Origin of the sequence: Actinokineospora baliensis, from assembly GCF_016907695.1 — a bacterium.
Classification (GTDB): domain Bacteria; phylum Actinomycetota; class Actinomycetes; order Mycobacteriales; family Pseudonocardiaceae; genus Actinokineospora; species Actinokineospora baliensis.
This window is the reverse complement of the sequence record NZ_JAFBCK010000001.1, coordinates 3,767,164-3,782,562: the sequence shown is the minus strand read 5'-3', so window position 1 is coordinate 3,782,562 and position 15,399 is coordinate 3,767,164. Positions and strand designations below refer to the sequence as shown.

Sequence of the window (15,399 nt, the reverse complement as noted above, 5' to 3'; positions counted from 1 at the left end):
ATTTGTTCACCAGCGCGAAACACCCCCGGAGGCGGCCATGGTCGCGACACCCACCCACTCCCCGCACGACACCCTCGTCCACTCCTACCTGTTCCTGCGCCGCGCGATCGGCGCCATCGGGATCGGCCTGCCGGTCGTCCTGGTCGTGGGCAACCTCGTCCTCGGCGACGGGCTGCGCGCCTCGATCAGCGGCTACTACTACAGCGACGTGCGCGACGTGATGGTCGGCGCGATGTGCGCGGTCGGGGTGTTCCTGCTGTCCTACCGGGGTTACGAGCCGATCGACAACGTCGTGTCCAACCTCGCCGCGCTCGGCGCCGTCGGCGTGGCGATCTTCCCGACCGCGCCCGCGCACCCGATGGGCGGCGACGGGCTGGTGAGCACGTTGCACCTGATCAGCTCGGTGGTGTTCTTCCTGTCGCTGGCCTACTTCAGCCTGGTCCTGTTCCGCCGCAGCGACGACCCGACCCCCACCCCGGCCAAGATCGCCCGCAACCGGGTCTACCTGGTGTGCGGGGTGATCATGCTGGCGTGCCTGGCGCTGCTGGCGACGAGCGTGTTCCTGTTCGACGGCGCACTGGCGGACCTGAAGCCCGCGCTGTGGCTGGAATCGATAGCCATCCTCGCGTTCGGCGTGTCCTGGCTGACCAAGGGCGAGGCCATACTGAGCGACCACCAGCACTAGCCAACCGATCCCCCGGTTCGCGGTCGGCGGCGCCGCTCGCGTGCCACACTGGTCCACCACCGACCCGGTGGCCGCCGACCGGAGGATCCGCCAGCCATGCGGGCAGAAGTGCCACTGGACCGCCTGTTCGAGGTCATGCCCGGGCGCAACCGGGCGGCCAAGGCGGTCCAGGAACGCGATCCGGAGTTCCGCGTCGTCCAGCCGCGCGACATCGGGGCGACCGTCGCCGACTGGGATGATCTGGCGCGCTCGACGCCGCACACCCGCACGTCAGCGGTGGTGCTGCCGGGCGACATCATCGGCAGCACCAGCGGCCCGCACGGCCGGTGGGGAATCGTGCCCGCGCGGTACGGCCCCGCCCTGGCGGGCGACCACACGGTCGTCCTGCGCAGCCGCGGCACGGCCGGTTCGCGATACCTGCTCGGGTTCCTGCGATCCGGGGCGGGCAGGGCGCGGCTGTCGGCGATCGTGTCCGGCGTGGTGCAGCGGATCTCGGTGCGGGACCTGAAGAACATCCTCGTCCCGCCGTGCGAGGTCGACCCGTGGCGGGTCGACCGGGTGCTCGACGCGTTCGAGCAGCGGCTGCACGCGATGGAGCTGGAACTGCGGGCGCTGCGCGAATCGGCCGAGCGCATCTACGACGTCGACCGCGACTTCGGCACCGAACTCGGTGTGGTGCAGGGGATCGCGGCCGCGCTGCGGGTCGCGACCGACATCAGCGAAGAGGTCGGCATGGCGAAGGTCGCCTACCCGTACCCGATCGCGCGGACGTTGCGGGCGCTCGACGGTGCCGTGTCGCCTCGGGAGGAGTACCACCTCGTCGTCCACGAACTGGTGGAGTCGGTGTCGGTGGTGTTGGTCGCGCTCGCGGCCGCCACCGCCCGCGCGGCCGGGATCACCGGTGTGGGGCCGTTGTCCGACTGGGCGAAGACGGTCACCCGGCGCGGCGCGACCATCGGGGCGCGGCACACCGCCCTGCTGGCCGTTGCGGCCAAGGCGGAGCGGGTGCACAACGACGGCGGGCTGTGCCAGGCGTTCCAGGACGGGGACTCCCCCGCGCCCGCGGCGATGCGGGCGCTGATCGACGAGCGCAACCGGATCCACGGCAGGCATCCGCGGGTGCCCGCCGAGTTCCGCACCCGACTCGCCGCGGTCCAGGTGGACCTGCGCACTCTGCTGCGCTCGCTGAGTTTCCTGGCGCGGTGGCAGTTCGGCTACGTCGAGTCCGTGCGCCCGGTCGCCGAGGACACCGCACCGGCGTACCAGGTGCGGTTCCGGGTGCTGCGCGGCGACAACCCGGTGTGGGCGGTGGAGGAACGCCGGGTCACGCAGCTGCTGTACCCGGGGCGGACCTACGCGCTCGTCGACGGTGAACACCTGCTGGACCTGCACCCGTACCTGGTGGTCCAGGAGTGCGACGAGTGCGGGGCAATGGAGATCTACCACCCGAACTCGGTCGGCGAGAGCACCGTGCAGCTGCACTCGATCGACATGGGGCACCCGACCGAGTCTGACGACCCGGTGCTGGTCGAGGAGGTGGTCCGGGCGTTCGCGGAGTTGGCCGGGCGGCCGGGTGGCGCTCGCTAGGGGGGCGAGCGAACGCCACCCGGCAAGTCAACTCGTGGCGACCTGCTTGAGGTCGTCGGCGCGGTCGGTGCGCTCCCACGGCAGGTCCAGCTCCGGGCGACCGAAGTGCCCGTAGGCGGCCGTCTGGGCGTAGATCGGGCGCAGCAGGTCCAGGTCGCGGATGATCGCGGCCGGACGGAGGTCGAAGACTTCCCTGATCGCCGACTGGATGCGAGCCGGGTCAACCCGTTCGGTGCCGAAGGTCTCGACGAACAGGCCTACGGGAGCCGCCTTGCCGATGGCGTAGGCGACTTGGACCTCGATGCGGTCGGCGAGGCCCGCGGCGACGGCGTTCTTGGCCACCCAGCGCATCGCGTACGCCGCCGAACGGTCTACTTTGGAGGGGTCTTTGCCCGAGAACGCGCCACCACCGTGGCGGGCCATCCCGCCGTAGGTGTCCACGATGATCTTCCGGCCGGTCAGGCCCGCGTCACCCATCGGTCCACCGATCACGAATCGACCCGTCGGGTTGACCAGCAACCGCACGTCGGAGGTGTCGATGTCCAGGCCCGCGAGTTCGGGAGCCACAACCCCGTCACGGACGTCGACCCCGAGGAGGTTCTCCAGGTCGACCCCTTCGGCGTGCTGCGAGGACACGACGACGGTGTCGAGCCGGACGGGCCGGTCGCCTTCGTACTGGATCGTGACCTGGGTCTTGCCGTCGGGCCGCAGGTAGGGGACGGAGCCATCGCGGCGGACCTTGGTCAGCCGCTTGGACAGCCGGTGCGCCAACGCGATCGGCAACGGCATCAACTCCGGGGTGTCGGTCGTCGCGTACCCGAACATCAACCCCTGGTCGCCAGCACCCTGGCGGTCGATCTCGTCCGAAGCCTGCTCCACCCGCGTCTCGTGCGCGGTGTCCACACCCTGCGCGATGTCGGGCGACTGCGCCCCGATCGCCACGTTCACACCACAGGAGTTCCCGTCGAACCCCTTGGCCGACGAGTCGTACCCGATCCGCAGGATCACGTCCCGCACAATGCTCGGGATGTCCACATAGGCCCGGGTGGTCACCTCCCCCGCGACGTGGACTTGACCGGTGGTCACGAGGGTCTCGACGGCGACCCGCGAGCGCGAGTCCCCGGTCAGCAGTGCGTCGAGGACGGCGTCGCTGATCGCGTCGCAGATCTTGTCCGGGTGGCCTTCGGTGACCGACTCGGAGGTGAACAAACGTGTGGACAACGACTTCTCCCCTTCTCGGTCAGTGCCGGGTGATCTCGAAGACCTTGTAGGTGACCTTTTCGCCGGTGAGCACTCGGGTCGAGCTGTCCACAAGCGACAGCGTGACACCCTTGTCGTCGGCGAGTTCGGCGACCCGCGAAGCGTCGCCGAGGCTGTTGAAGGTCACCAGGGCCCGGCCGCCGGGCAGCAGGCGGCCGTGCACCTCGGCGAGATAGCGGCCGAGCGCTGCGTAGCCGGGGTCGAAGATGGCCCATTCGAAGTCCTGGGTGAACTGGAAGTCCTCCGGCGCCTCGATCACGCTGCAGTTCCAGAAGACCGTGTCGAACTTGGCGTCCGGGTCCAGGTCGGCGAACACGTCGCTGCGCTGGACGTGGACCCGGTCGGCCACTCCGTGGCGCTTGACGTTGAGCTCGGCGCTGGCCACCGCGGTCACGGTGACGTCGGTGGCGGTGACGTGCGCGCAGCCGTTGAGCGCGGCCCAGACGGCGGTGACGCCCGCACCGCAGCCGATCTCCAGGAAGCTGCCGCCCTCGGGGTACGGGATGGCGGTCGTGTAGTACTCGGTGCCGGTCCCGGGTTTGGGGGCGTAGGTGCCGGGCACCAGGTCCCACTCCAGGCCGAGCAGTTCGAAGGTGCTGGGCTCGGTGTCTTGGGCGGGACCGAGTTCGTCGACGAGCTTGCGCCCGATCCGGTAGCGCTCGTCGAAGGTCGCGGACTGCTGGTTCATGGGTTCTCTTCCTGGCTCTTAGGCGGACAGCAGGCCCTGCAGATCAGCGGCGTACTTGGCGATGTACTCCCGCGAGAGCCGGGGGATGTCGCGGACGGCGGACTGGAACCGCTCGGAGGGGATCGCCGAGCCGCGCACGACCGGCTCCGGTTCGGCGAACCGGTGTACCAGCGGCAAAGCGGAGTACTGGCGGCGGGCTTCGGGCAGGCCGCGCAGGGCGGACTCGAAGCGGCGCGCCCAATCGGCGTAGTCGCCGACGAGCTCGACCCGGTGCCCTTCGGCGGCCAGCCAGTCGACGATGGTGTCCAGGGATATCCCGTCGTCGTGCGGGTTCACCAGGCTGTAGGTCCGGAACCCGTCGGCCGGGCCGAGCTCCGCGATCGAGGCCGCGGTGAAATCGACCGGCAGTCCGTCGTAATGGGCCCCACCATCGCCTTCGTTGCCGTAGAACGACTTCGGGGCGATCCCGGTGGCGAGGACGCTGAACAGCAGGCGGGTGAACACGTCCGGCACGTTGAGCTGACCGGCGTACCGGCTGTGCGCGAGGATCATGTTGGACCGGAACACCGTGACCGGCAACCCGCACACCTCGCGCGCTTCGCGCAGCAGCACCTCCCCGGCCCACTTGCTGGTCGCGTAGCCGCCCGCGTAGCCCTCGTGCACCGGCTGGGTCGGGATCGCGGCGCGCACGTCGGTGTCCTCGTCGAGCGGCCGCCCGGGGTGCGAGGTCGAGACGGCGACGCTGGAGACGTAGGCGAACCGCTTGAGCTTGCCGGTGATCCCCAACTGGATCAACTCGGCCGTCCCGACGACGTTGGCCTCGAACAGGTGGTTGTAGGGCAGCACGTGGTTGACCAGGGCACCCGCGTGCACGATGTGGTCGACCTCGTCAGCGAGCCGGTCCCAGGTCCGCTGGTCCAAGCCGAGGCGAGGTTCGGCCATGTCCCCGGCGAGGACCTCCAGGTGGGCGGACAGGGCTTCGACGTCCGCGACCAGGCCGTCGTCGCCGGTCGCGTATGCCGACAGCAGCCGCTCCCGCGCGGCCGCCGCGTCCTTGCCGCGCACGACGCACACCAGCTTGCCGTTCTCGGGTGCCAAGCGCCGCAACCACTCCAGGGTCAGGAAGCGCCCGAGGTAGCCGCTCGCGCCGGTCAGCAACACGATCTTCGGCGGGCCCTCGACCTCGGGCAGCGACCCCGCTCCGGCGATGAGGCGGGCGTCGAGGAACTTGTCCAAGGTCAGGTCTTCTGCGCGCACCTCGTCACTCGCCTTGCCGTGCACCGAGGTGAAGGTAGGCCGGTCCACAGCGGACTGACGCTTGGCCGCGATGTACTCGGCGAGGGCGCGGAGGTCGGTCGCCTGGCTGATGAGCATGTCCACGGGGACTGTGATGCCGTAGATGTCGTTGAGGAGCGTGACAAAGGGCACTGCCGAGAGCGAATCGCCGCCGAGGTCTCGGAAGTGCGCGTCGGGGCTGACGTCGGAACCGGACAGCAGTGCCCGCGCGGCCCGTTGGACCGTCTCCAGCACCGGCCGCTGGGCACCGGTGCGGCGGATCTCCAGCAGCTCCTCGGACTCGCGCGCGGTGATGTCGGAGTACAGGGCTTCCAGGCGCTCCCGGTATGCCTCCAGCAGCTGCGGCCGCAAGAGCTTGCGGTGGTCGGAGAGCAGCCCGTTGGCTTGGGTGAACGGCTCGGGCTCGATGAGGAACTCGCGCGGGATCTCGTAGGAGTTCAGGCCTGCTTCCTTGGCCACAGCCTGGAACGACTCGCTGAGCCGCTCCTTGATCGCGATCGACTCGGCGCCGTAGCGCTCCAGGGCGTCCGGCGTGGGGACCACGACGGCCAGCAGGTACGAGCGGGCGCTGTTGCCGTAGACGAAGATCTGGCGGACCAGCGGGCTGGTGCCGAAGGTGGCCTCCAGGCTCGGAGTCGCCACGAACTCGCCCTGCGAGAGCTTCAGCACGCTGTTGCGCCGGTCCAGGATCGCCAGCCGGTCCGGCTCGACCTCGGCGACGATGTCACCGGTCTTGTAGTAGCCGTCCGCGTCGAACAGCGTCGCCGACACCTCGGGTTGCTTGTAGTAGCCAGGGATCACGGAGTCGGTCTTGATCAGCAGCTCGCCGCGCGGGTGCGGGGTGTCGGTGCGGTAGTAGCCCAACTCGGGGACGTCGACGATCTTGTAGTCGATGACCGGCGGGCGCAGCATCTTCCCGTCGACCGAGACGCCCGCGATCTCGGTGGCGCCGTAGAGGATGTGCAGCTCCAGACCGAGCAGCCCCTCGATGAAGACCCGCAACTCCTCCGACAGCGGCGCGGAACCGCAACTGGCCCAAGCGATCCGGCCGCCGAGAGCCTCGTCGCGCATGTCCTTGGTGACCTGCGCCTCGACCTGGGCGCGGTCACCGCCGCCGACCACGCGCCGGTCGACCTCGCTGCGGTGGTACTGGTAGAGCATCTCGCACACCCGGGGCACCAGCGACAGCTCCGTTGGCCTGGCGAGCGCGATGTCGTCCATGAAGGTGGACAGGTCACCGCTGGCCATGAAGTAGCTGATCCCGCCACGCGCCAACGTGTTCTTCACCGAGGAGTGCCCGGCGACGTGGCTCATCGGCATGTAGTGGAAGGTGACCGCCTGGATGTCGGAGAACAGGTCGGCCCAGCCACCCCCGCCGAACATGGCCGCCACCAGCTTCTCGGTGTACATGGCGCCCTTGGGGGTGCCGGTGCTGCCCGAGGTGTAGATCAGCATGGTCAGCGGGTCGTCGCCCTCGTCGGCCACGAAGTGCGGCACCTCGGCCAACTCACCGCCGCGCGCCGCACTGTCCGATAAGGACTCAACAGCGATGTCCCTACCCGAGTCGAGCAACCGCACCCGCGCCGCCTCGACCCGCTCCCGCTGGTCGTCGACCTCCGGGAGGTAGTCGAACACCAACACCCGCCGCACAGAAGAGCTCCGCAGCACAAGCTCCACCGCGACGTCGAGCCGATCCAGACTCGCCGCGACCACCGTCGGCTCGGTCTCGGCCACGATCGCGTGCGACTGCCCAATCGGCGCACTGGTCTGCAACGGAACCGACACCGCGCCCCGCAGGATGCACGCCAGGTCCAAGGTCGTGTAGTCGTACCCGGCGAACCCGAGGAAAGCCACCCGCTCGCCCGGTAGCAACCGGTGGACCGGATTGGCCCACAGCTCAGTGGCCACCGCCCGCGTCCGCGCCCACACCTGGGCGAAGGTCGCGGTCTCGTACCGGGGCAGCAACCGCACCGAAGTCCGACCAGAAGCCGGATCCCGCGCGATCTCCTTGACCCGCTCCCCCACCGCGGGCCGATCCGCGAACCGCCCCATCACTGCCGCCACCGTCTGCGTTAAGCGCATCCTGATCTCCACATCGCGTTGCCGCGCTTTGGCCCTTGCGGGCCGGATCACTTGTTGGCTGTGGGGTTGACGCTACCCAGGGGGTGGGGAGGTGGGGGGATCCCGGAGGCGGATCTGTCATGTCGGCAGGATGTGGCCGGGGGGTGGCGCTGGGTTGTCCACAACAGGGGTGGTTGTGCACAGGTTTCCTTGCGGCGCCTGGGTTGTCGGTGGATCTCGGTAGGATGTGAATCGGGGGCGCTTGAATCTGATGATCTTGTGGCGCGGGTCTCGGGATTCGGCTTCGCCGTCGGATCCTCGCCTCGGCTGCGCCATCGGCGTGGATCCGCGATTTAAGTGCAGGCTCGATGCGGTGGACCTGTTTTGCGTGGGGCCCCTGCGACACCCGTGCTGGGCCTAAAAGCTGGGGGCCAAAGGGACGGCCCAGCCAGCCGCCGGTCAGGCTACGGGTGTCGCTCCCCCACACAAAACAGGTCCACCCCATCGAGCAGTTGGCACCAGCGACTCCGAGTGTCCAGTGGCTGGCAATGCCGTCGGAGTCGGGTGGTTGGGCTGACGGGGCTGACTCGGGGGGCTGGGTTGGGTGGGCCAGCTCGGGGGGCTGGGCGCGGCGGCTCGATGGGGCGGACTTGTTTTGCGTGGGGTGGCGGCAGTCGTAGCGTTCTGCGCGGACAGGGCCACGCTCTTCGGCCCCAGCTTTGCGGTCCTGCCACGGCTGGCGCAGGGGCCCCGCGCAAAACAAGTTCGCCCCATCGAGCAGTTGGGGGCGGCGACTTCCGGGAGCGGGGCAGGGCTGGCCCGAAGGGCCGGGTTTGGGTGGGCGGCTTCCGAGTATCCAGAGGCCGGGCTGGCGAGGCTGGCCCTATAGGCCTTGGCTCTGGTGCCTAGCTCAGCTCGCGTCCGTGGCCGGGACTGCGTGGAGGGAGGCCAGGGCTTCGACCAAGGGGGCTAGTTCGGGGAGTTCCGACGCTTCTCGCAGGGCTTCGGCCAGGGATTCGTCGTGGGTGGAGCGGGCGCGGTCCAGGGCGGCTCGGCCCTCGGGGGTTACCTCTGTGTAGATGCCTCGGCGGTCATCGGGGCAGAGGTAGCGCTGGAGGAGGCCTCGGCGTTCGAGGCGGGTGACCAGGCGGGTGGTGGCGGACTGGCTGAGTACGACCGCCCGCGAGAGCTGGGTCATGCGCAGGTAGCAGCCGGTGAAGGTCTCTTGGCGGGAGAGGACGTCGAGGAGGCTGTACTCGCTGACCGACAGGTCGTGGGCGCGTTGCAGCGCGCGTTCCAGGGTGTCCTCGATCCGCGCGTGCAGCGCGGCCAGGGTCCGCCAACCCTGGGCCCTGGTCTCGGCGAGGTCGTCGGCGATCTCCACGGGGACCCGTCCCTCCTTGCGGCCAACTGCTTGCATACGGCATCATCAGCTGCGTGCAACATAGCGCGTGTGCAACTATCTCGGACGCCGGTAGTGTGCGCGTAGGGATCAGGCTACCCGCCCGGGGCAACCCCCGGGGCGCCGACCGGGCCCGCACCGGTGGCACGCGCGCGGGCCGGAGATCTTTCCGGAAATAGTCCCGGACCAAATCGACCGATTCGCCGGTTCGGCTGCCGCCGTGTCCCGGCTGGGGTCTTTGAAGGGTGGTATGAGATGTCGACCAGCTTGACTCCCGACGAGCAGAAACGGGACGGTGACGCCGTCGCGGGCCCCGCGGCAGCGGGTGGCCCCGTGCGCTGGAAGGCGCGGCAGTGGATCCTGCTGTTCATTTTCAGCGGGGCCATCATGCTCGACGGGCTCGAGAACTCGATGATCGCGGTGGCCATTCCGGAAATCCAGGCCGCGTTCGGGGTGAGCGCGGCGACCGCGCAGTGGGTGCCCGGCGCCTACATCCTGGCCTTCGGCGCCTTCCTGCTGCTGGGCGGCCGCTGCGCGGACCTGTTCGGCCGCAAGCGGGTGTTCGTCGTCGGCATGGCGGTGTTCGCGGTGATCTCGCTGCTGGGCGCCTTCGCCGACGACGCGCTGCTGATCATCGTGACCCGGTTCGTCAAGGGCATGGCGGCGGGCTTCACCGCACCGGCGGCGATGTCGCTGCTGGCCACGACCTTCCGCGAGGGGCCGGAGCGCAACAAGGCGTTCGGCATCTTCAACGTCTTCGAGGCCTCCGGCTACTCCTCCGGCCTGCTCATCGGCGGTCTGCTCGCCGCGCTGAACTGGCGGACCACGTTCGTGCTGCCCGCCGTGGTGGCCGTGCTGCTGATGCTGGGCGCGCTGAAGTTCCTGCCCAAGGACGAGCCGCGCACCGAGCGGGCCAGGCTCGACATCGGCGGTGCGCTGACGCTGCTGCTCGGCATGCTGCTGCTGGTGTTCACCGTGGTGTCCGCACCGGAGGTCGGCCTCGGGTCCTGGCGCTCCATCGGCGGGTTCGTCCTGTCGGCGGCGCTGCTGGTCGCCTTCGTGCTCATCGAGCGCAGGGTCGCCGACCCGCTGATCCGGCTGGGCATCTTCCGCGACCGCAACATCGTCGCCGCCAACGTCAGCTCCTTCCTGCTCTACGGCGGGGCGATGGCCTTCCAGTTCGTGCTGGCGCTGTACCTGCAGAACATGAACGGCTGGGAGCCGTGGCACATGTCCTTCGTGCTGCTGCCCGCCGGGTTGATGGTGGTGGTCATCGGGCCCAAGCTCGGTGACCTGATGGAGCGCTTCGGGGTCAACAAGGTCCTGATGGTGGGCCTGATCTCCTTCATCCCGTGCTACCTGCTGCTGCTGCGCATCGGCCCGGAGCCCGCGCTGTGGACCGTGCTGGTGCCGGTGTCGGTGATCTGGGGCTTCGGCTTCGCGCTGAGCCTGGCCGCGCTGATGGTCTCGGGCACCAACGGCGTCTCCGACCAGGAGCAGGGCCTGGCCGCCGGGTTGCTCAACAGCTCGCTGCAGGTCGGTGGCGCGTTCGGCCTCGCGGTGGTGACCGCGGTGATCGTGCCAGCCGTCCAGCTGGGTGATCTCTACCCCGGCGTCTGGGTGATCCTGGGCTTCGCGGTGCTCACGCTGCTCGCCCAGGGCCTGCGCCGGAAAACCACCGCGGACGAACGGGCGTAGTTTCGCCAGGCTGCGGGAATTGTTCGGTGAGTGGGCGGGGGCCACCCCCGCCCACTCACGGGTACCCGCGCCCACCGGCGTCACCGGACCAAGACCGGACATTTTCGATACGCTGAGGATGACCAAACAGGAACAGTGGGCAAGCACCGCGGGCATCCGACGAACGTGATAGTTCAAACGGGTGACCGCTATGGACTCTATGCGGGCGGTGACCTAATGATGGGCCCTTTTGTGTCCCCGCAACTGGCAGTCAGCGGTGGCATTGACGAGTTATTGGAATTGCTGGCCAGTGGCGCCCCGGTGGACGTGTTCGAGCGGTTGCTCGATGATCGAGCGGGTGCCGCGGCGGGTCGGGCGGTAGCCCCGAGCGCGGTCGACATGAAGGCCGCGGTGTGGCGGGCGATGCGGGTGCACGCGCAGATCCAGCGCGGCCGGGGCCGGGAGGCCGGGTTGGCCGCCCTGGTCGACGCGGCCCGCGAGCTCGCGGTGCCGCACGAGTCGACCGCGAGCCTGCTGCACGCCGTGGCCAGGCGCGCGCGGCACCTGTTGGGCATGGACATGGCCTACGTCGCGCTGCTGGAGGCCGACGGCGGCCACATCCAGGTGCTGGCCGCCGACGGGCACACCTCCGGGCTCGGGGTCGGCCTGCGATTACCGGCCGACGACGGCATCACCGCCGCCGGTCAGGCCCGTACCGCGCCGTTCGCCACGCACGACCTGCTCACCGACGAGCGGATCACGCTGAACTCGGCGTTCGAGGAGGTCGCCAGGGTCGAGGGCATGCACGCGATGATCGCGGTGCCGCTGGGCGACGAGCCGACGCACTGGGGCGAGCGGGCGCACCAGCGGACCAGGTACCCACCCAGCGGCATGCTCTACGTCGCCAGCCGCAAGGTGCACCACTTCACCGCCGACGAGCGCTCGCTGATCGGGTCGCTGGGGATCCTGGCGGGCGCCTACCTGGAGTCCACCCGCCAGCGGCTGGCCGCCGCCGAGCGCACCGCGGCCCTGGAGGACCGGCTGGCCCAGGTCGCGACGACCGCCGCGGGCTTCACCGAGTACTGCGACCTGCAGTCGCGGCTGGTGGACATGCTGCTGGCCGACGCCGACCTGCCCGCGATGGCCGCGTTCGCCGCCACCTCGCTGGGCGGGCGGGTGTCGGTCTACAACTCCGGCGGCGACGTGCTGGTGACCGCGGGTGAGCCGGTCGGCGGGGACGATTCCGCGGCGCTGGCGTCCGCGCCGGACATGGTCAGCGGGGAGCCGGTGCTGACCGGGGACGGCGGGTGGGTGGCGCCGCTGTGCCGGGGCAAGGACTACCTCGGCGCGCTGGTGCTGCGGGTGCCCGGGGAGCTGGAACCCGCGCGGCGCTCGCAGCTGCGGCTGTTCGCGCGGATGGCCGTGCTGTTCATCCGGCAGGACAAGGTCGCCGCCGGGCTCGACAGCGAGGTGCGGGACAAGCTGCTCGACGACGCGCTCAGCGACGAGCAGCACCTGCCCAAGCAGCTGGCCGAGCGGGCGCGCCGGATCGGGTTGGACCTGTCCGGGCCGTACCTGATGGTGGTGGCCAAGCCCGCGGCCGCGCTGCACTGCCGGGCCAACGCGTGGGCGGCGGGGTACGCGCGGCGCCGGGGTGGGCTGCGCAGCTTCCGCGACAGCCACCTGATCCTGCTGCTGCCCGGCGGTGACGCGGGCGCGCTGGCCAGGGAGGTGTCCTCGGCGATGGCCGAGGCGCTCGGCACGCCGATCTCGGTGGGGGCGGCCGGTCCGCTGTCGGGGGCCGAGTCGGTGCCCTCGGGCTACCGGGAGGCGATCCGCTGCCTGGACGCGGTGGTGGCGCTGGGGGTCAGCGGGGGCGCCGCGTCGGTGCGGGAACTGGGGTTCGTCGGGTCGCTGGTGTCGAGCAACCAGGACGTCGGCGGGTTCATCGAGCAGGTGATCGGCCCGGTGCTCGGCTACGACAAGGAGCGGTTCACCGACCTGGTGCCCACGTTGCAGGCGTACTTCGAGGCGGGCGCGAGCCCGACCTACGCCGCGGAACGGCTGCACGTGCACACCAACACGGTGACCCGCCGGTTGGACCGGGTGAAGGAGCTGCTGGGGGCGGACTGGCAGAAACCGGCGCGGGCGTTGGAGATCCAGCTCGCGCTGCGGCTGCTGCTGGTCCGCGGACTGCTCGGCGAGGGGGCCGAGGCCCACTAGCGGCTCACCGGACATGGGTGAGGAACTGCCTGGTCCGCTGCCGCCGGGGGTTGGTCAGCACCTCGGCGGCGGCGCCCTGTTCGACCACCACGCCGCCGTCGAGGAACACCACGCGGTCGGCGACCTCCCTGGCGAAGCCGATCTCGTGGGTGACCACCAGCATGGTCATCCCGGTGGCGGCGAGCCCGCGCATGACGTCGAGCACCTCGCCGACCAGTTCCGGGTCCAGCGCGGAGGTCGGCTCGTCGAACAGCAGCACCTCGGGCGACATGGCCAGGGCCCGCGCGATCGCGACCCGCTGCTGCTGGCCGCCGGAGAGTTGACGGGGGTAGGCGTCGACGCGGTCGGCGAGTCCGACGGAGGCGAGCAGCTCGCGGCCCCTGGCGCGGGCGTGCGCTGGGTCCTCGCGCTTGACCAGGACGGGCGCCTCGACGACGTTGTCCAGCGCGGTCATGTGCGGGAACAGGTTGAAACCCTGGAAGACCATGCCGAACCAGGCCCGCTGCCGCGACAGCGCCCTGTCGTCGAGTTCGACGAGCCTGCCCCTGTGCTCCCGGTAGCCGATGAGCTCGTCGCGCAGGAAGATCGCGCCGCGGTCGAGGGGTTCGAGGTGGTTGATGGTGCGCAGCAGCGTGCTCTTGCCCGATCCGGACGGACCGAGCAGGCACACGACCTCGCCCTCGGCGATGTCGAGGTCGATGCCGCGCAACACCTCTCGGTGGCCGAAGCTCTTGTGCACGTCGCGCAGGCTCAGCACGGTCTCAGCCACGGCGATCACCTCGCGAGTAGCGGCGCTCCAGGTAGTGCTGCAGGACGTAGAGCAGGCTGGTGACGACGAGGTACCAGGCGCTGGCGACCACCAGCAGCGGGATGGTCTTGAAGTTGTTGTTGTAGATGACCTGCACCGAGTACAGCAGCTCCGGTGTGGAGGTGACGCTGACCAGGGCCGATGCCTTGAGCATGCTGATGACCTGGTTGCCGGTGGGCGGGATGATCACCCGCAGCGCCTGCGGGACGACGACCCTGCGCAGGGTCTGCCGGTGGGTCATGCCCAGTGCTTTCGCTGCTTCCCGTTGCCCGGGGTCGACCGAGAGCAGGCCACCGCGCACGACCTCGGCCATGTAGGCGGCTTCGTTGAGGCTCAACGCGATCACGGCCGCGAGGAACGGGGTGATGAGGTCGTTGGTGTTGGCCTCGAACAGCGTTGGGCCGAAGGGGATCTCCAGCGCGACCGCGGGCACCAGAGCGGCAAGGTTGTACCAGAACAGGATGTGCACCAGCAGCGGTGTGCCGCGGAAGAACCAGACGTAACCCTTGGCGGCCCACGAAACGACCGGAACAGGTGAGAGCCGCATGATCGCCAGCAGCAGACCGCCCGCGATGCCCAGGGCCATCGCGATCGCGGTGAGCTCGACGGTGCGCAGGAGTCCGAAGAGGACTTCGGTGGACAGGAAGTACTCCCCCACCACCGACCAGTCCAGGTTCGGGCTGCGCACGACGACGTTGCCCATGTTGAGCACCGTGAGCCCGACGACGGCGGTACCGATCCACCAGCCGAGGTGCAGCGGTGCCTTGACCCGCTTGCGGGTGTCGACCCGGCGGGGGGTGCGCGGTGCGGCGGTCGGGGCCTCGGTGCTCATCGGACCTCCGGGTTGAGCTGGGACTCCGTGATCGCGATGTCGGCCATCCCCCACTTGTGCAGCACCGACCGGTACTGCCCGCCCGCGATCAGCTTGTTCACCGCGGCCCGCACCTTCTCCGTGTGCGGCGACCCCTTCGGGAAGCCGATCGCCTCCGGCAGCCGGGCGAACTGGTAGTCCTGCACGGTCAGCTGCCCGGATTCCCGCGCCGAGTGCACGACCTCGGAGTACGAGCCCATGAACACGTCGGCGCGCCGGGTGCCCGCAGCCAGCACGGCGGCGCTGCTGTCCGGGTAGAGGCTGGTGCGGGCGGGTGGTAGCCCGGCGGCGGCGCACTCGTCGTTGATCGCGCGCAACTGCGGCTCGTACACCGAACCCGCCAGCGCCGCGACCGCGCGACCGCACACGTCACGCCCGGAGCGGATCGCGACCCCACTGCCCGCGGCGGTCGAGAAGCCGGTTCCCACGGCGTCCACCGTCACCATGTCGATGATCTTCACGCGCTCCGCGGAGACCGTGAGGTTGGCCGCGGCGATATCGAAACGGCCGCTCTGCAGGCCGGGGATGATGGTGCTGAAGTTGTTGACGGGCACGATGTCCATGCGCAGACCGGTCTCGCGCGCGATGGGGTCGAGGAACTCGATCATCCACCCGGCCAGCTTGCCGTTGGCGGTGAACTCGGCGGGCGGGTAGTTGTTGAACACCGCCACGCGCACCGACTGTCCACTCCCGACGGTCACACCGGGTTCGGCGGGTTCCGTGGGCACCGCCGCGGCGCGGACAGTCACGCACCCGCTCGCCAGCAGGCACACGGCCGCGATGGCTGCGATCAGGGGTGATCGGGGCATCGAGAACTCCTAGTGGTGGCGGCTGCCCCCGC

Annotated in this window: 11 protein-coding genes; 4 read left to right on the top strand and 7 right to left on the bottom strand. The window is 69.9% G+C overall.

Annotation, left to right across the window (positions count from 1 at the left end; all coding sequences use genetic code 11):
- Positions 1–37 precede the first annotated feature (37 nt).
- On the top strand, positions 38–685 hold the full coding sequence (locus JOD54_RS17680) for a DUF998 domain-containing protein (RefSeq protein WP_204451586.1): 648 nt from the start codon (positions 38–40) through the stop codon (positions 683–685).
- Between the two features lie 96 nt (positions 686–781).
- Positions 782–2,272, top strand: coding sequence for a restriction endonuclease subunit S domain-containing protein (locus JOD54_RS17675; RefSeq protein ID WP_204451585.1), 1,491 nt, complete (start codon positions 782–784; stop codon positions 2,270–2,272).
- A gap of 27 nt (positions 2,273–2,299) precedes the next feature.
- Here the strand turns inward: JOD54_RS17675 and metK are convergent, their stop codons facing one another.
- The 4 genes from metK to JOD54_RS17655 form a co-directional block, all read right to left on the bottom strand.
- Positions 2,300–3,481, bottom strand: coding sequence for a methionine adenosyltransferase (gene metK, locus JOD54_RS17670; RefSeq protein ID WP_204456346.1), 1,182 nt, complete (start codon positions 3,479–3,481; stop codon positions 2,300–2,302).
- A gap of 31 nt (positions 3,482–3,512) precedes the next feature.
- A complete protein-coding gene (locus JOD54_RS17665) occupies positions 3,513–4,220 on the bottom strand; it encodes a methyltransferase (RefSeq protein ID WP_204451584.1) in 708 nt (235 codons plus the stop codon).
- Positions 4,221–4,238: 18 nt separating this feature from the next.
- Positions 4,239–7,598 (bottom strand): carboxylic acid reductase, encoded by a 3,360-nt coding sequence (car, locus tag JOD54_RS17660; RefSeq protein ID WP_204451583.1) that lies wholly within the window; start codon positions 7,596–7,598, stop codon positions 4,239–4,241.
- Between the two features lie 889 nt (positions 7,599–8,487).
- Positions 8,488–8,961: a MarR family winged helix-turn-helix transcriptional regulator gene (locus JOD54_RS17655; RefSeq protein ID WP_204451582.1), complete on the bottom strand. Its 474-nt coding sequence runs from the start codon at positions 8,959–8,961 to the stop codon at positions 8,488–8,490.
- Between the two features lie 273 nt (positions 8,962–9,234).
- Between JOD54_RS17655 and JOD54_RS17650 the strand changes: the two genes are divergently transcribed.
- The gene (locus JOD54_RS17650; RefSeq protein WP_204451581.1) at positions 9,235–10,677 is read left to right on the top strand and encodes an MFS transporter; all 1,443 of its coding nucleotides are present in this window, start codon (positions 9,235–9,237) and stop codon (positions 10,675–10,677) included.
- A gap of 300 nt (positions 10,678–10,977) precedes the next feature.
- Positions 10,978–12,879 carry a helix-turn-helix domain-containing protein gene (locus JOD54_RS35565; RefSeq protein WP_204451580.1) on the top strand — a complete coding sequence of 634 codons (1,902 nt, stop codon included), beginning with the start codon at positions 10,978–10,980 and terminating at the stop codon, positions 12,877–12,879.
- 4 nt (positions 12,880–12,883) lie between these two features.
- On the opposite strand, the gene JOD54_RS17640 is transcribed toward JOD54_RS35565, so the two are convergent.
- From JOD54_RS17640 to JOD54_RS17630, 3 genes are read right to left on the bottom strand one after another with little or no spacing between them, the layout of a single operon-like run.
- Positions 12,884–13,648 carry an amino acid ABC transporter ATP-binding protein gene (locus tag JOD54_RS17640; RefSeq protein WP_307860143.1) on the bottom strand — a complete coding sequence of 255 codons (765 nt, stop codon included), beginning with the start codon at positions 13,646–13,648 and terminating at the stop codon, positions 12,884–12,886.
- A complete protein-coding gene (locus tag JOD54_RS17635) occupies positions 13,641–14,519 on the bottom strand; it encodes an amino acid ABC transporter permease (RefSeq protein WP_239573411.1) in 879 nt (292 codons plus the stop codon). Before JOD54_RS17635 ends, JOD54_RS17640 begins: the two co-directional genes overlap by 8 nt.
- Positions 14,516–15,367 (bottom strand): transporter substrate-binding domain-containing protein, encoded by an 852-nt coding sequence (locus JOD54_RS17630; protein ID WP_204451579.1) that lies wholly within the window; start codon positions 15,365–15,367, stop codon positions 14,516–14,518. The genes JOD54_RS17635 and JOD54_RS17630 overlap by 4 nt, the downstream gene beginning before the upstream one ends.
- Positions 15,368–15,399 lie beyond the last annotated feature (32 nt).